This is a genomic window from uncultured Citricoccus sp. (assembly GCF_937871995.1).
Lineage (GTDB): Bacteria > Actinomycetota > Actinomycetes > Actinomycetales > Micrococcaceae > Citricoccus.
The window spans coordinates 45,990-69,175 of record NZ_CALMQR010000032.1; the positions used below are offsets into that span (position 1 = coordinate 45,990).

Consider the following 23,186-nt stretch of genomic DNA (forward strand, 5'->3'; position numbering starts at 1 on the left):
CGTTCCTGATCATCCCGATCAGGAACGGCGGGTCCTTCGCGTCGTCGGGGCGTGACGGGCACTCCGCCCGTACGCCGGTGGGTCACCGCCCGGCGAGCTCCGGGTGGAACTTCTCCGTCACCTTCGGGTGCGCCCGCACGAAGCCCTTGAGCATGTTCGAGCCGAAGGAGGCCAGCATCGGGTTCTCGGGGTCATCGGAGACGCCACGGGCCTGGGCGGCCAGCTCCGCCGGCAGCTCCACGGGGTCGATGACGGCGTCGAGGCGGGGGGAGTAGAAGAACGGCACGGAGTACCGGTCCACACCCTCGTCCGGGGCCTGGGCGCGGTGGATGGTGGCCATCAGATAACCGTTGGTCGCGACCTCCAGCATCTCGCCGAGGTTGACCACCAGGGCGCCGTGGATCGGCTCGACCGGCAGCCACTCGTCCTGTCCGTAGGGACGCACCTCGAGCCCGCCCACCATGTCCTGCAGCAGCAGGGTGATGAAGCCGTAGTCGGCGTGCAGCCCCACGCCCTGGGTCCCCGCCTCCTTGACGCCGCCGACGTAGTGGGCCAGCTTGGCCATCCAGGCGCGGTCGCCGGAGAACGGCTCGGCGAAGTGGTCCTCGTCCAGCCCGATGGACACGCACAGGGCCTTCAGCAGATCCTCTCCGACCCGGTCCATCAGGGCGGTCCACGCCATGGCGGTCTGCTCCAGCTCCGGCATGTCGGCGGGCCACTGGTTGGGGCCCTGCAGGTGCCAGTACTCCTCACCGGGTCTGATGTGCTCGGCCGGCACCGGTTCGCGGTGGGGAGAGAAGTCGATCTGCTCGCGTGAGTCCGGGCGGCCCTGGGTGCGCTCGGCGCCGAGGGAGGAGTAACCCCGGTAGTGCGGGGAGTTCTGGTTGTGCAGGGCCAGCTTCTCCTCGTCCGGGCGGGCGAAGAACTCGGCGGTCACGCGGAACAGCTCGTCGACCTGTCCCTCGGCTGCACCGTAGTTGACGATCTGGAAGAACCCGACGTTGTGCGCCGCGTACCGCAACCGGTCCAGGAACTCGGGGGCGAAGCCCCCGTCGGCCGAACGCATGGTGGACAGGTCCAGGACGGGGATGTCCAGCGCGGCCTGTCCGGCCGCGGAGTCGGGGAGAGCAGGTGTCATACCACTAGTGAACGACGCCGGACCCTCCGGTGCGGGGCACGTTGCCTTCCGCTACCCCGGGTGACGTCATCCCGTCACGAACTGGACCCGGGGGTGCCGATGGTGTTCAATGCCCACTCCAGCAGCGCCTGGCCGGTCACCTCGTGGACCCCGTCGGCCGGGCCGAACCCCGATGCGGACAGGTCCCTGCTGGTCAGCACGGGGTATGGGGTCTCCGGGATGCCGTCCGCGGGCCGGGCGTCCACGTGGACGACGTCCGCCCCGTGGCCGTGCAGCCAGTCGGCCATCGCGTAGTCGGTCCGGGAATCACCACAGGTGAACCAGCGCACGGGCAGTTCGCCGTCGGCCGAGATGAGGTCCCAGGAACGGGAGGCCCCGAGGTCCTTGCCGCTGCTGCGGTGCTCGACGTCCGAGGAGATGATCGTCGGGTCGAGCTGGAACCCGTCCCCCGCTGCCTCCGCGTCCAGCAACCGGCGGACCCGGTCGTCGAACCGGGCCTGGTCCCGGTGGTAGCGCTCCAGGGACTCGCCCACGTTCATCTCCGCGGAGAACATCGCCAGCTTCGTGTCGTCGTAGAACATCGTCGCACCGAACTCGTCCTGCACCAGCCGGGCCAGGCGGGACTCGAGCTCCTCCGGCAACCGCATGCCGTCGTCGACCACCAGCCAGTCCGGCACCCCGGCGCGGCCGCCGATGTCCGGCAGGTCGCCGTCAGGAAGATCAGCGAAGGAGAACCGCACGGCGCCCTTCTCGCAGACCGCATGGAACCTCGCATCCGCCGGCAGGCCCGCCCGGCGCAGGGGTTCCGCCAGTTGCCGGGCCACGAACTCGGCCGAGCGGCCCGTGTTGAACACGACCGGATCGCCGCGGCGTGCCAGGGCCACCAGGGCGGTCAGGATCGCCTCCGGGACCCGTCGGGTCTTCGGGGAGGCGATCGGCCCGTCCACGTCGAGCAGGAATCCAGCGGAGGGGAGGGTGCGCATGGCCCCAGCCTAGGTCCACCCGGGGCCCGGCCCGCGCGAACCGGCCTCGTCCGGTCACCCACGGACCGCGGTGGTGGCATTCGGACTCGGCACCTCATCTGGGGTGTAATGGTCGTCACGGTCCGCGATCGCTGAAGGAGTGCGCATGGGCAGTGCGGGGGGAACCGACGGGCGGCATCCGGGGGGCTCGCGACCGCAGGAGTCGTTCCGGGATGACCCGCGGATCGAGGAGGACGGCCGGCGGATCTTCACGGAGGACGACCTGGACGGGTACTTCCGTGCGGTCGACCCCCGCCTGCTGGCGCGCGACCGCCGCCGACGGCACCGGCGTCACGGCCTCGTGCTGGGGCTCCTGGCACTGCTGGTGGCCGGACTGACCGTCATCGCCGTGCAGGTGTTGCGGGGCGAGTGGGCCATCCCTGGCTGGGAGGCGGCGCCTCCGGGAGAACCGCTGCTGTGCCCGGCCGGGACGTTCGGCTACGCCAAGGAGTCCCCCGTCGCGGTCTACAACGGCACCACCATCGGCGGCCTGGCCGGGGACGTGGCCAACGCTCTCGAGCAGCGCCGGTTCATCATCGACGGTGTCGGCAACAAGCGCTTCTCCACGTCCAGCATGGTGGCCGTCATCCTCTCCGGTCCGGCCGGCCGGGAGACCGCCCTCGCCCTCCAGCGGAACATCGAGGGTTCCGTCTACCGGCCCGACGACCGCCAGGAGGACACCGTGGACATCATCATGGGCACGAAGTACACGGGGCTCGTGCCCGCCGCGGACGTCGACCCGAGACCGGGGCCCCTGGACTGCCAGCGGCTCGAGACCGAGGCTGCGGGGGCCGTCCGCGACTGAACGACGGTGCGCGGAGGGAACCGCGCCGCGCCGGTGGTCAATCCTGTCACCGTCCGCCGCGGAGATTCCGCGCCGAGCGCAGGGCACGGCGGGCCAGGCGTCGCAGGTGCGAGGCCGCACCGGTGGCAGGCGTGTGTTCCCGGGGCGCGGGACCGGTGGCGGCGGGACCGGGAACGGCCGCTGCCGCGTCGCGGGGTACCCGGCGGACGGGAACGGGGCCGGTGATGCCGGCACCGGCCAGGGGCAGGAACGCCATGAGCGTGCCGGCGTCACCGCGTGCGTGGGACAACGGTCCGCCCGAGGCCAGGGACGTGCGGGCACGCCCGGCCGTGGGCTGGAACCACTCGGCGAGACCGGCGTCACCGGCCACCTGGAGCCCACCGTCCACGAGGGCTCCCACCTGGGCGTGGATGCCGGCGCCCTCCGGTACCTGCTCCGGGGCGTGCGCCAGGTAGTGGTCGAGCCGGTTCTGCGCCCACCGTTCGAAGACCGGAGCAGGACCGTTGACGACGTCGGCCGGGGCGCCGAAGGCGCGGACCACATGGCGCTCGGCCGGGTCCAGCGGCCCGCCCGCGGCGGCCAGGACTGCCTCGATGGTCTCCGGGGCGATGGACTTGGCCGGGTGGTCGTAGGGGGCCGCGGCCAGGCGGGGGTCCAGGACGGACAGCACGGCGGCGGTGAGTGAGCGGTTGCCGGGACCCCGGGACCAGGCGGGGCCGACCTGCGGCGGCGGGGCGACCGCGGACCCCTCCGGGGCGTGGGCCAGGGACACCAGTTGGCGTTGCATGAGCGGGCGGGGGCCGAGCATGTTCTGGATCGCGAACCGGCCACCGTGGATGGAATTGCGCACGCCCAGGTAGTGCCACTCCGTCGCGTGCGGCCCGTCCTCCGGGTCGATCCCGACCTCGTGCAGCACCTCGGAGGCGGAGACTGCCACGGCCGCGGCCAGTTGTGGGTCGGAGGCGGCGATCTCGGCGCGCAGGGCGGGGATGGACCGCCAGCCGTAGGCGCCCTTGTGCACGCCGGCCCCGTGGCCGCTGACCGTGAAGAACCCGGCACCGCCCACCCGGAACGAGGGCAGTGCCAGCTGATGGTTCAGTCCCAGGGAGTCCAGCAGCCAGACGGACAGCGGCGAGGCGAACTTCTCCAGGACGGGACGCGGTGCCGGCCGCCCCCCGGCGCCCACCGGGAAACCGAAACGATCGGAGAGGGCCTGCACGGTGTCCGCGTCCGCGCGGTTGGCGCGACCGAGGTTGGTGGTGTTGTACACCGTCACGTCCGAGGAGGGATCGGCCATGAGGGTCGCGGCCAGCACCAGCCGCGAGTCCACGCCGCCGGACAGCGCCACCCGGACGGAGGTCCCCGGGAACGCGGCCCAGGCCTGCGCCAGTGAGGCGGTCCGGGCGGCGGCCCGGCGGACCTGGTCACCCCATGAGCCGCTCACCGGGGCGAACACCTCGGGCCACGGGGACTGCTCGGTGCGGGCGGACCCGGCGCCCTCGGCGCTCACGGGCACGGCCAGGCAGGCGGCCGGCGGGAGCATCCGGACCTCGTGGCACAGGGTCGTGGTCGAGAGGGGGTGGTTGGCCATCGTGTTGGACCAGGCGGAGGCCAGGGCCGCGGCGGTGTCCACCGTGACCGGCAGGCCCAGGGCGGAGCGCAGGTCCACCAGCAGCGGCCAGGAGTCCGAGAGGGCCGCCAGGCCCGCTCCGGTGGTGTAGAGCAGGGGCAGTTGCCGGAAGAAGTCCGTGGTGGCGGTCAGGCCGTCCGGTGCCGCCTGCACCAGCAGGTGACAGCCATCCCAGTCCGCACCGGGGCTCGGGGCGATGGTGCCTCGGGCCGGTGCCGACCGGCGGTGCCAGTCGGCGAGCCCACCCGCGCCGAAGACCAGGGCGGTTCCCTCCGGGTCCTGGGCGTAACCGCGGAACAGGGTCACCCCGTGGCGGCCCATCGGGACCGTCCCCCCGGTGCCGTCAGTGCCGTCGGTGCCCGGTCCGGCGGGACCGGCGGGACCGGAGGGGGCCGAGGTCAGGAGGTCCCGCCGTGCCGCCCGGGCCACGTGGTGGAGGCGGGCCTGCCCGCCGGGGAAGTCCACCACCAGGTGGTCGTGCGCGTCCACGGGGCCCAGCCAGGCGGTGAACCGCTCCTCGAGGGCGCGGGGCACCACGGCGGTCAGGTACGTGGACATCAGTCGCGTCCCCGCAGGCCGCGGACGAGGCGCCCGGCTGCGCGGCGGGTGAACCGTGCCACCCGCCTGCCGGCCTGTTCGGGGCTGGCGAGGACGGGCGGCCGGACCCCGCTCGGTGAGCCCGCACCCGGAGTGGACGGGGTGGAGGGGCGGGCCGGGGTCCGCGGAGGCACGGGGCTGTCCAGGGGGGCGTCCGCGAGGGGCAGGAACGTCATCAACCGCCCGAACGAGCCACGCTGATGACCCATCGGCACCTTCTCCTGCAGCAGGGTGGCAGCGCGTTCCGCGAGTGGTCCGTACCACTCGGCCAGTCCGGCGTCGGCGGCGATCGCCCCGCCCCGGGCGACCAGGGGCGCCACGGAGGCACGGTCCGCGTCCACGGTGTGCCCCCAGGTCCGGGACAGGGACTGGAACGTCTCCGCCGCGCCGTGGTCGACGTCGGCCGGGACGCCGTACGTGGCCAGGGGCCAGAGCTCGCCGTCGGACAGGGGCCCGCCGACGACGCCCAGGATGGTGTCCAGGGTCTCCCGGTCCACGTCCTTCTGGGGGTCGTCGTAGGGCAGGGCGGCGAGTCCGGGGTCCAGCAGTGCCGTCAGCACGGTGGAGATGGAGGTGTTGAGCCGCGGCGCGTTGGAATCCGGATGCTTGCGCAGGGCGGCGGGCAGCGAGCGGGACGAGTCCGCCGGTACGTGGGCGAGCCGCCCCAGGTCCCGCTGCATCAGCGGCGGGCTGCCGAAATAGGTGGACAGGGTGAAGCGACCGCCGTGCAGGGCGTTGCGCAGCCCGATGTAGTGCCATTCGCTCGAGTCCGGGGACCGGGGATCCACCCCCACGGATCTCAGGTACCCGCGGCCCAGCGTGCCGGCGACGGCGCCCACACCCGGGTCCCACCGTTCCAGGCCCTCGGCGACGTCCATGAAGGGCCGCCACCCGTAGGTGCCCTTGAAGAGTCCTGCGCCGTGGCCGGTGAGCGTGTAGTGCCCAGGGCTTCCCACGCGGGGACTGGGCAACTGCAGCCGGTCGTGCAGGCCCAGGGAACCGGTCATCCAGACCAGGAAGCGATTGCGGTACCGGTGCAATTGGGGCGCAGGGGCCGAGGGGTTGTTGCCCAGCCGCAGCCCGGTGGCCTGTGCCAGGCCCTGGACCACGTCGTAGTCCCGCGAGGTGGCCGCGGCGGGTGCCGCTGTGGTCAGCGTGGTCGACTGCTGCTCCGGGTCGGCCCGCCGGGCCGCGGCCAGGACCGCCCGCGAGTCCGCGCCGCCGGACATGGACAACCGGAGGGAACCGCCGGGCAGGTCCCTCCAGGCGCGCAGCACCGAGGCCATGGACGCCGCGCCCTGACGGACCGTCTCCGCCCACGCCCCCGAGGGCTCCGCGAAGATCTCCGGGAACGGGGCCTGGTGCACGCGGGGCTCGTCGGCGCCCTCGGCCGTCCAGCGGACCGCGACCTGGGCGCCCACGGTCGCCATGCGGACCTGGGTGCAGGCGGTGCTGGTGTCCAGGGGGTGTTCGGTGATGGCCCGGTCGGTGGCCATGGCACAGACGGTCGCGGTGTTGATGCTGACGGGCAGGCCCAGGGCGGTGCGCAATCGGACCAGTAGTTGCCAGGAGTCCGAGAGGGCGAGCAGTCCGTTGCCGGAGGTGTAGAGCAGCGGCAGCATCCGGAAGAAGTCCGTGTGCGCGGTCAGTCCCTCGGGATCCCACGCCACGGCCAGGTGCGTCCCCTCCCATTCGCGACCGTGCCGGCCACCGATGAGGCCGGATCCCGAGTCGTACACCGCGTCCGGGTCCCTCTCGGCGAGGGCCGCGGCACCGGCGCCGCCGAACACGAGGGTGTCCCCTGCGGGGGACTGGGCGTAGCCCCGGAACAGGGCTCCGGCCGGGGCCCGCCCGGGCCGCGGGGGCACCAGGTCGGCGGTGGCCGAGCGGCCCACGTGGTGCAGTCGGGCCCCGGTGCCCGGGAGGTCGATCGCGAGGTGCTCACCGGCACCGGGCGCGAAGGCCCAGGTGCCGGTTCCCGTGACGTCGGCCGGGGCCGGGTCCGCGGAACCACGGGGGCTGCCGTCGGTGGGAACGTGAGGGGACAGCCACGCCTGGAATCGCTGCTCCAGGTCCCGGGGCACCACCGCGGTCAGGTAGGTCGTCATACAGTCATGCTTTCACAGCGTGCCGGCCCCGCCGTGGTGCCCTGCGGTCACATCCCGTCCGGGAACACCAGCGGCACCAGCGTGTACATGACCACCATGATCAGCGCCAGGGAGATCACGTTGAGCCAGACCCCGGCGCGGACCATCTGCTTGATGGAGACCTCACCGGAGCCGAAGGCCACCGCGTTCGAGGGGGTGGCGACGGGCAGCATGTAGGCCGAGCAGACGGCCAGGGTGACGGCGATGGTCATGAACAGCGGGTCCATGCCCAGGCCCACGGCCACGGCGCCGAAGATCGGGAAGAAGGCCGCGGCGGTGGCGGTGTTGGAGGTCAGCTCGGTCAGGGCCAGGCTGACGATGATCACCACGAGCATCACCAGCCAGGGCGGAACGCCGGTCAGCCCGCTGACCTGGCCGCCCAGCCAGTCGCTGAACCCGGTGGCGGTGAACATGGCGGACAGGGACAGGCCGCCGCCGAACAACAGCAGCAGGCCCCACGGGATCTCCTTGGCCGCGGACCAGCGCAGCAGGGCGGTGCCGCCGGGGTCCACGGAGCGCCGCTGGGCCGGCACCAGGAAGCAGGCGATCGCGGCGGCCATGGCGACCTGGGTGTCCGAGATCGAGCCCAGGAACGGCAGCGTCTCGGCGACGGCCGGGATGCCGGCGATGAACGGGACGGCGACCCAGAAGAAGATGGCCAGCAGGAAGATGATGCCGACACGGCGTTCCGGGGTGGTCATGGTACCCAGCGCGGCCAGTTCCCGGCGGATCATCTCCTTGCCACCGGGGATCTCCTGGACCTCGGCGCGGAACACGATCTTGGTCAGCACCAGCCAGGCGATGAACAGCATGACCAGGGCCCACGGGACACCCACGAGCATCCAGTGGCCGAACTGCAGGTCGAAGCCGTGGGCCTCACCGAGGTAGGCCTTCATCAGGGCCATCGGGGGCTGGCCGATCAGGGTGGCGGTCGAGCCGATGGTCACGCCGTAGGCGACGCCGAGCAGCATGGACGCGGCGAACTTCGTGCCGGCGGCCTCGCGGTCGACCGAGCGGACCAGTTGGAGGATGGAGACCGCGATCGGCACCATGATCACCGCGGTGGCGGTGTTGGACACCCACGCCGAGATGAACGCCGAGGCGGCCATCAGCCCGAAGACGATCTGCGCCGGCTTGGTGCCGACCGCGCGGATGGTCAGCAGCGCCACGCGCAGGTGCAGGTTGGACTTCTCCGTGGCCAGGCCGAGGATCACCCCGCCCATGACGAGGAACACCACGGAGTCCGCGTACGGCGCCGCCACCTCCTTCATGGACGCCATGCCGAACAGCGGGAACAGCACCAGCGGCAGCAGGGAGGTCACCGGGATGGGCGCGGCCTCGGTCATCCACCAGATGGCCATCCACAGGGCGCAACCGGCCACGGCCCGTCCCTCGAAGGACAGCGACGCCGGCAGCACCAGGGCCAGCACCAGGCCGGCCACCGGCCCCAGGGCGAGCAGCCACCAGTTGCGTTTCGCGCCGGAGTCGAGCGCGTCGCGTTGCTCGGTGGCCTCGGCGGCTGCCGGGGAACCGGGCGCCTCGGACGGGCGGAGGTCCCGCGCGTCGGTGGGGGAAGTCGTCATGGTCAATGCCTCGAGTGTTCGGATGGAGAGTATGGAGTGGGATCTGCCACGTCTGAATCGGTGAACCGTCACACCGTACTGGGATGAATGACGACCGTGAAGTACACATTCCACGCGCATTGAGAGGCTTATCGTCCTAAAGTAGGGCGAACCGGTCTTTCCCCTGTGATGGAGGCCATCCCTACGCTGGACCGGTACCACCGGGCGAATGGACACTCGTCCACCCGTGAAGATGCCCCGGGATGGCCAGTATGAAAGGAGGCGCCGTGGACCTGCGCCAGATGCGCTACTTCGTGGCCGTCGCCGAGGAGCGGCACTTCGGCCGCGCCGCCGACCGCCTGCACATGGCCCAGCCTCCGCTGTCCCAGCAGATCAAGCAGCTCGAGGCCAGTCTCGGGACGCAGCTGCTCGAGCGCACCACCCGCAAGGTCGACCTGACCGAGGCCGGCCGCCTCATGCTCGAGCGCGCCCGCCAGATCCTGGCGGACGTCGAATCCCTCAAGAAGGACGTCCAGGAGGTGGGGGCCGGGGCGGCGGGCGTGCTGCGCATCGGGTTCGTCGGCTCGGCCACCTACCGGGTGATGCCGGCCGTCGTCCAGCTGGCCCGCCAGGAGCTGCCCGGTGTGCGGCTGCACGTGATGGGGGAGATGCTGACCCCGAACATCGAGCAGGGCCTGCTGGAGAACCGCCTCGACGTGGCCGTGCTGCGGCCCCCGGTCCAGTCCGCCGAGGTCGTGCTGGACCCGCTGGAGGGCGACTCGCTGGTCGTGGCGTTGCCCCCCGCGCATCCGTTGGCCGCCGGCAGCGGCCCCCTGGCGCTCTCGGCGCTGGCCGGGGAGGAATTCGTGGGGTACCCGCCGGCCTCCGCCGTCGCCACCGTGTCGTTCGAGGCCTGCCGGAAGGCCGGCTTCCGGCCGCGCGTCGTGCAGGAGGCCACCGAGACCTCCACCCTGCTGGCCTTCGTGGGCGCGGGCATGGGACTGGCCCTGGTGCCCGATGGCGCCCGCCGCGCCACCTCCGCCTCGCCCGTCGTGTACCGCGAACTCACCGAGGGGCCCGAGGTCGGCCTGGCCCTGGCCTGGAAGCGGGGGAGCCGGTCGCTGCTCATCCCGGGTTTCCGGGCCCTCGCCCACCGGGCCGTGGAGCAGGTCCGGCGGTCCCCGGCGAACCAGCAGACCGCCCCGTCATCCCACCCAGTCGCCGAGGAGGCACCATGAAGATCACCGGCATCGAGGCCATTCCCTACGCCATCCCGTACACCCACCCACTGAAGTTCGCCTCCGGGGCGGTGGAGACGGCGGACCATGTCCTGGTGCGGATCCACACGGACGAGGGTCTGGTCGGCGTGGCGGATGCCCCGCCGCGGCCCTACACCTATGGCGAGACCCAGGTGTCCATCAAGAACGTGGTGGAGGAGATCTTCGCCCCCCAGGTGATCGGGCTGGACCCCTTCGACCGGGAGAAGGTCCACGCCGTCATGCGCCGGACCATCAACAACCAGGTGGCCAAGGGCACCGTGGACATCGCCCTGTGGGACCTGGCCGGCAAGGCCCTGGGGATGCCGGTGCACAAGATGCTGGGGGGCTGGACGGACTCGATGCGCGTCAGCCACATGCTCGGTTTCCGGCCGGCACAGGAGCTGCTCGAGGAGGCCCAGCGGTTCGGCGAGGAGTACGGCATCACCACGTTCAAGCTCAAGGTCGGCCGGCGCCCCCTGGCCCTCGACATCGAGGCCTGCCACGTGTTGCGGGACGGGCTGGGGGGTGACGTCGAGATCTACCTGGACGCCAATCGCGGTTGGACGGCCAACGAGGCCATGCAGGTGCTCGAGGGGACGGCCGGGCTCGGGCTGACCCTGCTCGAGGAGCCCTGTGACGCGAAGGAGGCCATGAGCCGGCGCCGTCTCGTGGAGAAGTCTCCGATCCCCGTGGTGGGCGACGAGTCCGTGCCGACGGCCGGGGACGCGTCCCGCGAGCTGCTCTCCGGGGGCTGCAACGCCATCTGCATCAAGACGGCACGATCCGGTTTCACCGAGGCCACCGAGATCCTCGGGCTGTGCACGGGCCTGGGCGTGGACGTGACGATGGGCAACCAGATCGACACGCAGGTCGGCTCCCTGGCGACCGTCACCTTCGGTGCCGCCCACGAGGCCACCTCGCGCCGGGCCGGTGAGCTGTCCAACTTCCTGGACATGAGCGACGACCTGCTGGCCGAGCCGATCACGATCACGGACGGCCGCATCGCGGTACGGGACCTGCCCGGCGTCGGGGCCGAGATCGACGACGAGAAGCTCAGCACATACCGCACCGACCGCTAGTCAGCCGGATTCACACCCTTGGCGTCTCAATGGTGACGTAAACAGACTTTCCGCTTGACCCGCGCCATCCATAGGCTGGACGCAACAATGTGACCGGCAGCACGGCGCGGACGACGTGATCCCCACCACCGATGCACCACGATGAAGGAGAAACCATGACCCCCCAGGAGCAAGCCACCGCAGCCGCCTCCGGCGCCGCGGCCACCGACCGGTTCCGCCAGTCCGGGAAGACCGCGGCGGTCGAGGCCGATCAGGCCCGTGTCAACGAGCTGGCCTCGGCCCTCGTGCAGGCCGCCAACGACATCATCCTCGAGAAGAAGGTCACCTACCCCGAGTTCAACGCCCTCAAGGCCTGGCTGATCAAGGTGGGCGAGGACGGCGAGTGGCCGCTGTTCCTGGACGTGTGGCTGGAGCACTCCGTGGAGGAGGTCGCCACGGAGCACCGTGAGGGCAACAAGGGCTCCATCGAGGGGCCGTACTACATCCCGGACGCCCCGCGCCACGAGACCGGCAAGGGCAAGCCCGCCACCATCGACATGCGCCCGGACGAGAAGGGCACCATGATGCTCTTCCAGGGCCAGGTCACCAGCACCGAGGGCAAGCCCCTGCCGAACGCCAAGATCGAGCTGTGGCACGCGGACGAGGACGGCTTCTACGCCCAGTTCGCCCCCGGCATCCCGGACTGGAACCTGCGCGGCACCTTCATCGCCGACGAGGAGGGCTACTTCGCGATCAGGTCCCTGCAGCCGGCCCCGTACCAGATCCCGACCGACGGCGCCTGCGGCCAGCTGATCGCCGCCGCCGGCTGGCACGCCTGGCGGCCCGCGCACCTGCACCTGAAGGTCTCGGCCCCCGGCCACGAGCTGCTGACCGCCCAGCTGTACTTCCCGGGTGATCCGCACAACGAGGACGACATCGCCACTGCGGTGAAGCCCGAGCTGATGCTCGACCCGAAGCCGGCCGCGGACGGCGACGGCGTCCAGGTCGACTACGACTTCGTCCTGGATCCGGTCTCGGACGAGACCCCGGCGCACCTGCGCGTCTGATACTGCGGAACGGGAGGACCGGCGTCGCCGTGAGGTGACACCGGGAACCCGGTTCCGGGAACGGGAGGCCCCGCAGGCCTGTGGCCTGCGGGGCCTTGTCGTGTGGTCAGTTCCCCGAGACGAGCGGGCGGATGCCGCACAGCCGCATGGCCTGCGCGTAGGCCTCGGTCATCTGCTCCTCGGCCTCCTCCGGGGTCTGCTTCCTGGTCGCGGACTGCGCGTGGAGTGCCGGCAGGGGGAAGACCTTGATCGCCTTGCTGTCCAGGATGGTCCCGCCGATCGTGGCCGAGAAGGCCTTGATGAGCTTCTGGGCCTCCCCGCCGTGGGCCATGATGGCCACGACCCGGGGAACCAGCTTGAGGAACCGGTTGAAGGGCTTCACGCCCGCGGCGATCTGGTCCTTGGTGAGGTTGATCGCGAAGTCGTCCTGGGTCCAGGGGTGGACGGTCCATGGGACGGCATAGCGCGGTGCCAGTCCGGCGCCCTGGAAGACGCGGAGCAGGCGCTCGGAGGTGTCGTCGTCGTTCTCGTGGGAGAGGAACCCGGAGGCGGTGCCCGGTCCGGGGGCCGCCGTGAGCACGAGGATCCGGGCCTCGTCCACGTCGTATCCCGGGTCGACGTACGGTACGGGACCCTTGTCGGGGTCCTTCAGCGACTCGCAGAGCTGGGTGATCGGGGCGATGTTCTCCGCGTGCAGGTTGTTCTGGGCTTCAGTGACGTAGGCGGGATCGGACATTCGGCGCATGGGTACAGTTCCCTGAGTCGTCGGAGCGCGGACCGGCGAGTGCAGGCCAGCGTGCCCCCAGTCTACGAGTCGGCCAGGGGGCGTCCGCTGCGGGCCGCCGCGCCCGGTGGGACGAACCGCCGCTATCGCGCCGGCGTGGTCTTGACGCGCACCGAGGACCACTCCCCGGACAGCGGGACGTTGGCGTTGAGCGTGTGCCCGCGCCCTTGGAGGTCCTTCCAGATGGAGTCCCGGTTGATGTCCGAGCGCCCGCCCTTGGGGTAGCCGATCCACAGCACCCGTGCGCCGAGGGCCGGTTCGAGCCAGTCGTCCAGGACGCCGTCCAGCGAGCGCTGGTCCTGGGCGAAGAGCACGACGGCGGTGGCCTCGCCGATCTCCTGGGTCACGAGCACGTCCGCGGGCATCGGGTCGAGCAGGGCGTGCAGGCCTTGGTGGCCCCCGCCCAGGTACAGGACGTCTCCGGGCTTGATGAAGAGCTTCTGGGCCGTCGTCTTGGCGGGTGTGGCGGGCTGGTTCGTCGTCTCGGCCATGGCTGCATTGTGCACCGGCACTATGACGGACCGGAGCGAGGGTACGGCCGCGATCAGGCCACCGTGGCGCGGGTCATCGACGGGGACACCATCGACGCGGAGGTGGGCGGGCGCACGGAGCGCATCCGGTTGCTCAACGCCGGCATCGGCAGGCCGATGCCGCGCGTCAGGCCGAGGTTGAGAGGAATCGCCAGCGGCAGCAGGCGCACCCCCTCCCGGCACCCGGCGCAGCGGTCCTGCACCGGGTACCGGGCCGCCGTCGTGGTGCCGGGCCCCGCCGGACGGGGCGGGACCCTACCCCTCAGGACGGGGCATCACTCCTTCTTGTCATCCGACTCCCCGCCGTAGGCCAGCCGGAGGACGCGGCCGTCGGCCTCGAGCTTGTCCCGAGCCTCCCTGGCCTTCTCCACCTTGTCCGTGCTGCGCGGGGGCAACTGGATCATCTCCTCGGCCTGGATGCCCGCCTGGAGCTGGCGGGCGCGTTCCATCTCGGCATCGATCTCGGCGCCGAGCAACAGGACGATGTTGAAGATCCAGAGTGCGAACAGCAGGGCCATCACCGTGCCGATCGCCCCGTAGGAGCTGTAGCCGGCGAAGAAGCTGAAGTAGATGTACAGCGCGACACCGGCCAGGCCGATGCCGACGATCGCCACGACGGCGCCGATGCTGACCCAGGTGAACTTGGGCTGCTTCACGATGGGCGTGAAGTAGTACAGGACGGCGATCATGGCGATCACCAGGGCCAGGATGACGAGCCACTTCACCCAGGCCCAGACGGGCAGGAAGGTCTGGGTCAGGAACTGCAGCATGTCCGTGAGGCCGAGCGGTTCGGCGAGGGGGCCCAGCACCCCGGACACCAGGGCCTCGTTCAGGGCGAGGGAGACGAGGATCAGCACCACCCCGACGAGCAGGACCAGGGTGACCAGCAGCATGGACACGACCTGCTTCACGAAACCGCGCCCTTCCTCGACGCCGTAGATGGTGTTCATGCAGCGGGAGAAGGCCTTCACGTAGGCCGAGGACGACCACAGGGCCGTGGCGATACCGATGATCAGCGCGATCACGCCTCCGCTGGCCGAACTGGTCATCGTCTCCACCAGGTTGACCACCAGCGCCTGGTAGTCGGCGGGGACGTACTGCTTCACCAGGTCTTCCACCAGGGCGGTGACGGTCTCCGCGTTGTTGGCCAGCACGAGCGTGATGATGGAGAAGATCGCCAGCAGTGCCGGGGCCAGGGACAGGACCGTGTAGTAGGTCAGCATGGCGGCCAGGTCGGTGCCGCCGTCGGATCCGAACTCCTTGAGGGCCCGTTTGAGGGCGTACTTCCGGCTCGCGCCGTTCAACTTCGGAGGACTGTCCGGTTTCTTGTCGCTGTCCGGCGCCGGGGCGTCGGCAGCCTCCAGTGTCGCGTCGATCGGGTCCTTGATGGGCACGGTACGTCCTCTCGTTGTTCCATCGTTCCTCCACATCTAACCCACCCGTCCCCGGTAAAGTCGAGTCGTCGACCAGAAGGGAGCAGGCCGTTGGCGGGATCACTGACGCCCCGGGAAGGGGTGCTCGCGGGGATCCTGACCGCCACGGCCGGCTTCGTGGACGGGGTGGCCTTCATCCACCTCGGCGGGTACTTCGTGTCGTTCATGTCCGGGAACTCGACCCGGGCAGGCGCCGACATCGCCCAGGGGGACCCGCTGGCCTGGGCGAAGGCCATGGGTCTCGTCGCGTTCTTCGTGGCCGGCGTGGTGATGTCCTCCCTGGCCGTGCACCTGCGCTCCTCGAGAGGGGACCGGCCGGAGCCTGCCGGGCCCCGGTCGACCGCCGTCTGGGTGTCCATGGCGTTCCTGCTGCTCGCGGCCCTGATGTCCCTGGTCCCGGTGCTGAGGGTGGCCGTCCCTCCCGCGGTGGCCGCCGGCATGGGTGCCGTCAACGGCACCTTCACCCGCGGCGGCGAGGTGACGGTGGGACTGACCTATATGACGGGGACCCTGGTGAAGACCGGACAGCACCTGGCGCTGGCCCTGACCGGGGGCAACCGGGTCGTCTGGCTGCGGTTCCTGGCCCTGTGGGCGGCGATCGCCCTCGGATCCGCCATCGGTGCCTTCGCCTATCTCGCCTGGGGACTGGGAGCCCTGTGGGTCGCCGTGGTCCTGCTGGCCGGGATCGCCGCGATGCTCGACCTCCGCCGGCACCGCGGCGCGGTGGACTAGGTTCGAGGTCATGATCAAGTACCTGGGCTCCAAGCGGGTCCTGGTGCCGGTCCTGGGGGCCATGGCGGAGGCGGCCGGGGCGCGCACCGCCGTCGACCTGTTCTCCGGGACCACCCGGGTGGCCCAGGAGTTCAAGCGGCGCGGCATCCACACCACGGCCGCGGACCGGGCCACCTACACCGGCGTGCTCGCCGGCTGTTACATCGCCACCGACGCGCGGGCCGTGGACCGCGAGCACCTCGCCGCGGTCCTCGCGGACCTCCAGGCCACGCCGCCGGTGCGCGGGTACGTCACCGAGACCTTCTGCGAGCAGGCGAGGTACTTCCAGCCCAAGAACGGGATGCGCATCGACGCGATCCGGCAGCGGATCGAGGACGAGCACGCGGGCACGGACCTGTACCCCGTCCTGCTGACCTCGCTCCTGGAGGCCGCCGACCGGGTGGACTCCACCACCGGGATCCAGATGGCGTACCTGAAGGACTGGGCCCCGCGGTCGATGCGGGACCTGGAACTGCGGGTGCCGGTGCTGCTGGACGGGCCCGGGGCCTCGGTCACGGGGGACGTCATGCAGACCGTGGGCATGCTGCCGGCGGTGGACCTCTGCTACGTGGACCCGCCCTACAACCAGCATCGGTACTTCGCGAACTACCACGTGTGGGAGACCCTGGTCCGGTGGGACGCCCCCGACCACTACGGGGTGGCCTGCAAGCGGGTGGACGTGCGCGACGACGAGACCCGCAGCGTGTTCAACTCCCGGCGCACCATGCCGGCAGCGCTCGCGGACGTGCTGTCCCGGATCCGGGCGAGGACCGTGATCCTGTCCTACAACGACGAGTCCTGGATCACCGTCCCACAGATGGCGGGCATGCTGCGGGACTCCGGGCACGAGGCGGTCGAGGTCTTCGCCTTCGACTCCAAGAGGTACGTGGGGGCCCAGATCGGCATCCACAACCCGGCCGGGAAGAAGGTGGGCGCCGTGTCCCACCTGCGCAACACGGAGTACGTGTTCGTGGCCGGCGGGGCACAGGCCGTCCGGGACGTCGCGGCCGGGCTGGCCGACGGTGCCGGCGGTCAGCGTTCCCGAGTCCTGGACCGCACGGCGGCCGCCCTCGGTACGCTGTCCACAGGCCCGTAACGGCACCCGTCTGCGGAAGGGGCCGGCGCCGACCCCGAAAGGACGCCATGACCGAGAGATACCTGCCCATCCCCCTGGAACTGCGGTGGTCCGACCAGGACCTGCTGGGCCACATCAACAACGCGCGCGTGGTGACCCTGGCCGAGGAGGCGCGCGTCCGCTTCCAGATGCACGTGGACGGCCCGGACTCCGTGGCGGAGTCCCAGTCCGTGGGCGGACGCGTGGTGGCCCGGCAGGTCATCGACTACCACCGCCCGGCTCACTACGGCACCCCGCTCGAGGTGCGCGTGGGGGTGCTCCGGGTGGGCACCAGCTCCTTCACCCTGCGCCACCAGGGCGTCCAACAGGACCGGCCCGTGTTCACGGTGGACGCCGTGATGGTGGTGATCACCGGTGACGGATCATCCCGGCCGCTGACGGACACCGAGCGGGCCGGACTCGAGGACTGGCGCTGGCCGGACCCCGGGCGCGTCGAGGACGAGCGGGCCGGGGGAGCCGGCGTCGTGACGGCCGGGGCGGCACCGTCCGGCGCCGGCCCGGGGGGCGGCTCATGAGCACCGCCCCCGCCCACGGACCTGCCCGGCCGGCCCGCGCCCCCGGCGCGGCCGGTGCCCTGGCCACCCGGACCGGTCAGACCGCGACGGCGGTGGTCATCGTGCTCGCCATCGTCAGCGCCTTCGTCGGTTCCGGCGCGATCGGCGGGACCCCGATCGTGGAGGCCGCCGACGGCTGGCTGACGGCGGACAGCACCTGGATCGCCCCGGCCGGGCCCGCCTTCTCCATCTGGTCGGTCATCTACACCGGCCTCGTGGGCTACGGGATCTGGCAGTTCTTCCCGGCCGCGGACACCCCCCGGCACAACGCCGCACGGCCGTGGATCCTCGCGGGGGTCGTCCTGAACTCGGCCTGGATCTGGGTCGTGCAGGCCGGCTGGCTGGCCGTCAGCGTGCTCGTCATCGTCCTGTTGCTGGCCTGCCTGTGCCGGGTCCTCGTGATCCTGGAGTCCGCACGCTACCGCGAAGCCGACCCGCCGGCGACGGCGGTCGGTGCCGGAGGGACCGCCGCCCCGTCCCGGGGATCCGCCGCGCGCTGGACCGAGCGGATCCTGCTCGACGGCGTCCAGGGGCTCTACCTGGGCTGGGTCACCGTGGCGACCCTGGCCAACACGGCGGCATGGCTGGCGTCCCTCGGCTGGACCGGTGCGCCGCTGGGGCCGGTCGTCTGGGCGACCATCCTGGTGGTGGTCGCCACGCTGATCGCCACGGCCACGGCGCTCTACGACGGTGGCCGGTTCGCCCCGGCGCTGGCGACCGCCTGGGGGCTGGCGTGGATCGCCGTCGGGCGCTCCGACGGCTCGGGGCTGCAGTCGGCGTCGCTGGCGCTCACCGCGGCCGGCGCCTCGGTCCTGGTCGTGCTGGCCACCATCGCCGCCTGGCTGCTGTCCCGCAGATCCGTCACCGGGGAGGCGCGTGACCTGATCGCCGACGCCCTGGACGGCGACGGTGATCCGATCGACGGGCGCTGAGCCCCTGACCTGCCCGGGGGGTCGGGAGTATCCTCCGAGCATCCATCATGCCGGAGCAGGAGGCCCCATGAGTACCGAACCACGCACCCCTGGTGATCCCGACGAAGCCCCCGCGGGAGCCCCGTCCCAGGAGGCAGCGGAGGAGACCCGAGCAGCTGCCGAGGAGGCCCGGGAGGCCGCTGAGGAGGCGCGTGCCGCCGCCGAGGAGGCCCGGGAGGCCGCTGCGGAGGCCAAGAGGCGTCACGATGCCGATGACGCCCGGGCCGACGAATGGGAGGAGGAGTCCTTTCCCGCCTCCGACCCCCCGGCCAATTACTGACTCACGCGAAGGGCCCCGGAGACCATTCCTGGTCTCCGGGGCCCTTCGCGTGAGGCGGGGTGGCGCTCAGTAGTTGGCCGGCGGGTCAGAGGCCGGGAAGGTGTCCTCGACCTGCTCGTCCAGCTCCTCCTCGGTCTCCGGGCCGCGCGAGGACTTCTCGTTCTCGCTGAACTGGGTCTGCGGCTCGTCGAGACGGTCCTCGTCCGGGACCTCCGGGTTGACGGGTTCGGTGCTCATACGTCCTCCTGTAAGTAGGTCGGGCCTCCAGTCTGCACCACGTTCCCGGGGGCACGGAAACGGCATCCCCGGGCGAGACCGGTGAGCGGAAGGCGCGGCTGAATAGGGGGAAGGTCAGGATCCCGGTGGCATCTGCTGCAGGGACCAGGTGTTCCCGTCGGGATCGGCGAAGTAGACGAACCGGCCCCAGGGCTGCTCGTCGACATCGCTGCAGTCGACGCCCCGGGACACCAGTTCGGCCCGGGCGGCGTCGGCGTCCGCGATGACCATCTGGAGGCCCTTCTGCGAGCCCGGGGCCATCTCGGTGATGCCCACGCCCAGGGCCACCGAACAGGCCGATCCCGGCGGGGTGAGCTGGACGAAGCGCAGGTCGGGGGAGATGACGTGGTCGTGGTCGGCGTGGAACCCCACCTGGTCGACGTAGAAGCCCTTGGCCCGGTCGACGTCGGTGACCGGCAGGGCCACGAGCTCGATCTTCATGTCCATGACGCACAGGGTAGACGCAGCCCGCCGGCCATGGCACGGTCCGACGACGCATCCCCCCGGACAGGGGAGCGGCGGCCGGATCCGCCCCCGGGTCCCGATGATCACGGGTCCAGAGGGGCGGATCCGGCCGCCGCGTGCCGGGGTGCGGGCGCCGGGCCGGGTCAGGCGGTGGCGCCCGCCATCTCCTGCCGCGCCGGGGCGTTGGCCGAGAGGAACTGCCGGTAGGCAGGCAGGGTCAGGAAGTCCGGGAACTCCTCGGCCAGGGCGGATCCGGCGAACACGGCGAGCGCGTCGTCGAAGCGGTCCCCCTCGGAGCGCTCAATGGCCGCGAACTCCTCGTCCATCAGTTCCTGGACCCACTCGCGGGTCACGGTGCGGGTGCCGCCGTCGGACAACCGTGCCGTGGAACCGGCGTTGATCCACTGCCAGATCTGGGAACGCGAGATCTCCGCGGTGGCGGCGTCCTCCATGAGGTTGTGGATGGCGGCCGCGCCGTTGCCCCGCAGCCAGGACTCCACGTAGCGGATGCCGACCTCGATGTTGGTGCGCACGCCCTTCTCGGTGATCTCCCCGGGCGTCTGGGAGACGGCCAGCAGACCCTGGGCGTCCGGGGTCACGTCCTCGCGCTTGGCGGAGCGGATCTGGTTGCGGCGGTCGCCCAGCACCTCGTCGAAGACCTCCATGGCCACCGGGACCAGGTCCGGGTGGGCCACCCAGGAGCCGTCGAAGCCGTCGTTGGCCTCGCGGGTCTTGTCCTCGCGCACCTTGGCCAGCGCCATCTCGTTGGCCTCCGGGTCACGGCGGTTCGGGATGAAGGCCGCCATGCCACCGATCGCCGAGGCGCCGCGCTTGTGGCAGGCGCGCACCAGCTGGTCGGTGTAGGAGCGCATCATCGGGGCGGTCATCGTCACGTCCGCCCGGTCCGGCAGCACGAACTCCTCGCCGCGGTCCCGGAAGTTCTTGATGATGGAGAAGATGTAGTCCCAGCGTCCGGCGTTCAGGCCGGCGGCGTGGTTGCGCAGCTGGTAGAGGATCTCCTCCATCTCGAACGCGGCGGTGATCGTCTCGATCAGCACGGTGGCGCGGACGGTGCCCTGCGGGATGCCGAGGTGGTCCTGGGCCACCACGAACACGCAGTTCCACAACCGGGCCTCGAGGTGGTTCTCGGTCTTGGGCAGGTAGAAGTACGGACCGATACCGCGCCGCAGCAGCTCCTTGGCGTTGTGGAAGAAGTACAGGCCGAAGTCCACCAGCGACCCGGACATCGGCTCGCCGTCCACCATCAGGTGGTCCTCGTCCAGGTGCCAGCCGCGGGGACGGACGATGATGGTCGGCCGGTCCACCAGCTGCACGCCGCCGAGCTTGTACTCCTTGCCCTCCGGGGAGGTGAAGTCGATCTTGCGGCGGATGGCGTCCTTGAGGTTCACCTGGCCGTTGAGCACGTTCGACCACGACGGCGAGGAGGAGTCCTCGAAGTCGGCCAGCCAGCACTTCGCCCCGGAGTTCAGCGCGTTGATCGTCATCTTGCGGTCCACCGGGCCGGTGATCTCGACCCGGCGGTCCTTCAGCCCGGGCGAGAGCGGGGCGACGCGCCAGGACTCGTCCTCACGGATGGAACGGGTCTCGGTCAGGAAGTCCGGGGTCCACCCCTGGGAGATGCGCTCGCGGATCTCCTGTCGCCGGGCCAGCAGCTCGGCGCGGCGGCCGTTGAACCGGCGGTGCAGCACGGCCAGGAACTCGAGGGCGTCCGGGGTGAGGATCTCCTCCTGCCGCGGCAGGTGGGGTCCGGTGATCGTCACGCCGTTAAGGGTGATGGGCTGGTCGGTGGGGTACATGGTGGTCTCCTTGGGAGTGTGGCCGTTCCGCCCTAGGCGGGGGCCGGAGGAAAAGTGGTTGCTGTGCCCCGGGCTGGTGAGGGGAGAGGAGGGCGACGGCGGCGCCTGTCGGTGGGGCGTCGGCGTCGGGCTGGTGTTCGGGTCCGGTGGGGAAGGCAGGTGGCGGCCGGGCCGGGAGGGCCCGGCCGCCACCGGTGCGTCAGCTCGGCGCGAGGCCGGCCGCGGTGGGGATCAGTGGAACTGTCCGGCCTCGGTGGAGCCGGCCAGCGCCGTGGTGGAGCTGTCGGGGTTGACCGCGGTGGAGATGGCGTCGAAGTACCCGGTGCCGACCTCGCGCTGGTGCTTGGTGGCGGTGTAGCCGCGGGCCTCGTCGGCGAACTCCCGCTCCTGCAGCTCCACGTAGGCGGACATCTGGCGCTCGTTGTACCCCTTGGCCAGGTCGAACATGGAGTGGTTCAGGGCGTGGAAGCCGGCCAGGGTGATGAACTGGAAGGTGTAGCCCATGGCCCCCAGCTCGCGCTGGAACTTGGCGATGGTCTCGTCGTCCAGGTTCTTCCGCCAGTTGAAGGACGGGGAGCAGTTGTACGAGAGCATCTGGTCCGGGAACTCGGACTTGACGGCCTCGGCGAACTTCTTGGCCAGCTCCAGGTCCGGGGTGCCGGTCTCCATCCAGATCAGGTCGGAGTAGGGGGCGTAGGCCTTGGCGCGGGCGATGCAGGGCTCGATGCCGTTGCGCACCTTGTAGAAGCCCTCGGCGGTGCGCTCACCGGTGATGAACTCGGCATCGCGCTCATCCACGTCGGAGGTGATCAGGGTGGCGGCCTCCGCGTCGGTCCGGGCGATGACCACCGAGTTGACGCCGGAGACGTCTGCGGCCAGGCGGGCGGCGTTCAGGGTGCGGATGTGCTGACCGGTCGGGATCAGCACCTTGCCACCCAGGTGACCGCACTTCTTCTCGGAGGCCAGCTGGTCCTCCCAGTGCACCCCGGAGGCACCGGCGGCAATCATGGCCTTCATCAGTTCGTAGGCGTTCAGCGGGCCGCCGAAGCCGGCCTCGGCGTCGGCCACGATCGGGACCAGGTAGTCCTCGACGGTCTGGATGCCCTCGGAGAACTCGATCTGGTCGGCGCGCATCAGGGCGTTGTTGATGCGGCGCACCACGGCCGGGACGGAGTTGGCCGGGTACAGGGACTGGTCCGGGTAGGTGTGGCCGGAGAGGTTCGCGTCAGCGGCGACCTGCCAACCGGAGAGGTAGATGGCGCGCAATCCGGCCTTGACCTGCTGGACGGCCATGTTGCCGGTGAGGGCCCCCAGGGCGTTGGTGAACTTGCCCTCGGCGTGCTCGGTGGTCAGCTGCTCCCAGAGCTTGTCGGAACCGCGGCGGGCCAGGGTGTGCTCCTCCTGGACGCGGCCGCGCAGCTTGACGACGTCCTCAGCGGTGAAGGTGCGCTCGGTGTTGGCCCACCGGGGGTTGTGGTCCCAGTCGTGCTGGAGCTGTTCGGCGGATGCGGGGGTGTTCGGTTCCATGTCGGCTCTCCTGCGAGTCGGGTGTGGACTGTGGCGGTCGAAGTGATGTGGATCGCTTCGTTGACCACCAGTCTTGACCGCGGCAAGCCCCCGTGGGGTGGAGATCGGCGGAAAATTTCACCCCATCTTCACAATGGTCAGAAAGGTGATATCTCGCGCTGAACGAGCCTTGTATCGCTTCTGGCAGGTTCGGATGGGGCCAAAAGTGTCATTCCTTGACAAGGGGGCTCATCGCCGCCTCGCGCCCCCGCGCCCGCGGGCCGGGGCGGGCCCGTCGGAGCGCCAGGCGGGTGCACGGCAGGAGGATGGGGAGAACTCCCCATCGCGGCCGGGGCGGACCGTTCCTAGACTGTCGAGA

The 23,186-nt window shown here is 71.0% G+C and carries 22 protein-coding genes; 9 read left to right on the forward strand and 13 right to left on the reverse strand.

Annotated elements, in window-relative coordinates; genetic code table 11:
* Positions 1-82: 82 nt before the first annotated feature.
* Both Q0283_RS03110 and Q0283_RS03115 read right to left on the reverse strand, forming a co-directional pair.
* Complete coding sequence (locus tag Q0283_RS03110; protein WP_183529974.1) at positions 83-1,138, reverse strand: isopenicillin N synthase family oxygenase; 1,056 nt, start codon at positions 1,136-1,138, stop codon at positions 83-85.
* Between the two features lie 74 nt (positions 1,139-1,212).
* The gene (locus tag Q0283_RS03115) at positions 1,213-2,121 is read right to left on the reverse strand and encodes a haloacid dehalogenase (RefSeq protein WP_183529972.1); all 909 of its coding nucleotides are present in this window, start codon (positions 2,119-2,121) and stop codon (positions 1,213-1,215) included.
* 145 nt (positions 2,122-2,266) lie between these two features.
* On the opposite strand from Q0283_RS03115, the gene Q0283_RS03120 reads away from it, so the two are divergent.
* On the forward strand, positions 2,267-2,965 hold the full coding sequence (locus Q0283_RS03120; RefSeq protein ID WP_183529970.1) for a LytR C-terminal domain-containing protein: 699 nt from the start codon (positions 2,267-2,269) through the stop codon (positions 2,963-2,965).
* A gap of 46 nt (positions 2,966-3,011) precedes the next feature.
* On the opposite strand, the gene Q0283_RS03125 is transcribed toward Q0283_RS03120, so the two are convergent.
* Genes Q0283_RS03125 through Q0283_RS03135 form a run of 3 tightly spaced genes read right to left on the reverse strand, consistent with a single transcriptional unit; the run spans position 3,012 to position 8,922 of the window.
* Entirely contained in the window at positions 3,012-5,153 is a 2,142-nt protein-coding gene (locus tag Q0283_RS03125; RefSeq protein ID WP_183529968.1) for a hypothetical protein, read from the reverse strand.
* Positions 5,153-7,300: a hypothetical protein gene (locus tag Q0283_RS03130; RefSeq protein ID WP_298042850.1), complete on the reverse strand. Its 2,148-nt coding sequence runs from the start codon at positions 7,298-7,300 to the stop codon at positions 5,153-5,155. The genes Q0283_RS03125 and Q0283_RS03130 overlap by 1 nt, the downstream gene beginning before the upstream one ends.
* Positions 7,301-7,347: 47 nt before the next feature.
* Complete coding sequence (locus Q0283_RS03135; RefSeq protein ID WP_183529964.1) at positions 7,348-8,922, reverse strand: DASS family sodium-coupled anion symporter; 1,575 nt, start codon at positions 8,920-8,922, stop codon at positions 7,348-7,350.
* A 266-nt stretch (positions 8,923-9,188) separates the two neighbouring features.
* Between Q0283_RS03135 and Q0283_RS03140 the strand changes: the two genes are divergently transcribed.
* The 3 genes from Q0283_RS03140 to catA all read left to right on the forward strand — a co-directional run bounded on the left by Q0283_RS03140 (position 9,189) and on the right by catA (position 12,285).
* Positions 9,189-10,139 carry a LysR substrate-binding domain-containing protein gene (locus tag Q0283_RS03140; RefSeq protein WP_183529962.1) on the forward strand — a complete coding sequence of 317 codons (951 nt, stop codon included), beginning with the start codon at positions 9,189-9,191 and terminating at the stop codon, positions 10,137-10,139.
* On the forward strand, positions 10,136-11,239 hold the full coding sequence (locus Q0283_RS03145) for a mandelate racemase/muconate lactonizing enzyme family protein (protein WP_183529960.1): 1,104 nt from the start codon (positions 10,136-10,138) through the stop codon (positions 11,237-11,239). The genes Q0283_RS03140 and Q0283_RS03145 overlap by 4 nt, the downstream gene beginning before the upstream one ends.
* Before the next feature lie 155 nt (positions 11,240-11,394).
* The gene (gene catA / locus Q0283_RS03150) at positions 11,395-12,285 is read left to right on the forward strand and encodes a catechol 1,2-dioxygenase (protein WP_010144050.1); all 891 of its coding nucleotides are present in this window, start codon (positions 11,395-11,397) and stop codon (positions 12,283-12,285) included.
* A 106-nt stretch (positions 12,286-12,391) separates the two neighbouring features.
* On the opposite strand, the gene Q0283_RS03155 is transcribed toward catA, so the two are convergent.
* From Q0283_RS03155 to Q0283_RS03170, 4 genes are all read right to left on the reverse strand, one after another.
* On the reverse strand, positions 12,392-13,021 hold the full coding sequence (locus tag Q0283_RS03155; RefSeq protein ID WP_183529959.1) for a hypothetical protein: 630 nt from the start codon (positions 13,019-13,021) through the stop codon (positions 12,392-12,394).
* 131 nt (positions 13,022-13,152) lie between these two features.
* Positions 13,153-13,560 (reverse strand): DUF3052 domain-containing protein, encoded by a 408-nt coding sequence (locus Q0283_RS03160; protein ID WP_183529957.1) that lies wholly within the window; start codon positions 13,558-13,560, stop codon positions 13,153-13,155.
* Between the two features lie 53 nt (positions 13,561-13,613).
* The gene (locus Q0283_RS03165) at positions 13,614-13,769 is read right to left on the reverse strand and encodes a hypothetical protein (RefSeq protein ID WP_183529955.1); all 156 of its coding nucleotides are present in this window, start codon (positions 13,767-13,769) and stop codon (positions 13,614-13,616) included.
* 105 nt (positions 13,770-13,874) lie between these two features.
* A complete protein-coding gene (locus Q0283_RS03170) occupies positions 13,875-14,993 on the reverse strand; it encodes a YihY/virulence factor BrkB family protein (protein WP_183529953.1) in 1,119 nt (372 codons plus the stop codon).
* Between the two features lie 90 nt (positions 14,994-15,083).
* Here Q0283_RS03170 and Q0283_RS03175 point away from each other — a divergent pair, with 90 nt between their 5' ends.
* The 5 genes from Q0283_RS03175 to Q0283_RS03195 all read left to right on the forward strand — a co-directional run bounded on the left by Q0283_RS03175 (position 15,084) and on the right by Q0283_RS03195 (position 18,743).
* The gene (locus Q0283_RS03175; protein WP_255459781.1) at positions 15,084-15,764 is read left to right on the forward strand and encodes a YoaK family protein; all 681 of its coding nucleotides are present in this window, start codon (positions 15,084-15,086) and stop codon (positions 15,762-15,764) included.
* Positions 15,765-15,774: 10 nt separating this feature from the next.
* Positions 15,775-16,899 (forward strand): DNA adenine methylase, encoded by a 1,125-nt coding sequence (locus tag Q0283_RS03180; RefSeq protein ID WP_183529951.1) that lies wholly within the window; start codon positions 15,775-15,777, stop codon positions 16,897-16,899.
* Positions 16,900-16,946: 47 nt separating this feature from the next.
* Positions 16,947-17,453, forward strand: coding sequence for a thioesterase family protein (locus Q0283_RS03185; protein WP_183529949.1), 507 nt, complete (start codon positions 16,947-16,949; stop codon positions 17,451-17,453).
* Positions 17,450-18,424, forward strand: a complete 975-nt coding sequence (locus tag Q0283_RS03190) for a tryptophan-rich sensory protein (protein ID WP_183529947.1) — start codon at positions 17,450-17,452, stop codon at positions 18,422-18,424. The genes Q0283_RS03185 and Q0283_RS03190 overlap by 4 nt, the downstream gene beginning before the upstream one ends.
* Before the next feature lie 67 nt (positions 18,425-18,491).
* Positions 18,492-18,743 (forward strand): hypothetical protein, encoded by a 252-nt coding sequence (locus tag Q0283_RS03195; protein WP_183529945.1) that lies wholly within the window; start codon positions 18,492-18,494, stop codon positions 18,741-18,743.
* 66 nt (positions 18,744-18,809) lie between these two features.
* On the opposite strand, the gene Q0283_RS03200 is transcribed toward Q0283_RS03195, so the two are convergent.
* The 4 genes from Q0283_RS03200 to aceA form a co-directional block, all read right to left on the reverse strand.
* Positions 18,810-18,980, reverse strand: a complete 171-nt coding sequence (locus tag Q0283_RS03200; protein WP_183529943.1) for a hypothetical protein — start codon at positions 18,978-18,980, stop codon at positions 18,810-18,812.
* A gap of 114 nt (positions 18,981-19,094) precedes the next feature.
* Positions 19,095-19,466, reverse strand: coding sequence for a glyoxalase superfamily protein (locus tag Q0283_RS03205; protein WP_183529941.1), 372 nt, complete (start codon positions 19,464-19,466; stop codon positions 19,095-19,097).
* Positions 19,467-19,627: 161 nt separating this feature from the next.
* Positions 19,628-21,301, reverse strand: coding sequence for a malate synthase A (gene aceB, locus Q0283_RS03210; RefSeq protein ID WP_183529938.1), 1,674 nt, complete (start codon positions 21,299-21,301; stop codon positions 19,628-19,630).
* A 231-nt stretch (positions 21,302-21,532) separates the two neighbouring features.
* Positions 21,533-22,828: an isocitrate lyase gene (gene aceA / locus Q0283_RS03215; protein ID WP_183529936.1), complete on the reverse strand. Its 1,296-nt coding sequence runs from the start codon at positions 22,826-22,828 to the stop codon at positions 21,533-21,535.
* Positions 22,829-23,186 lie beyond the last annotated feature (358 nt).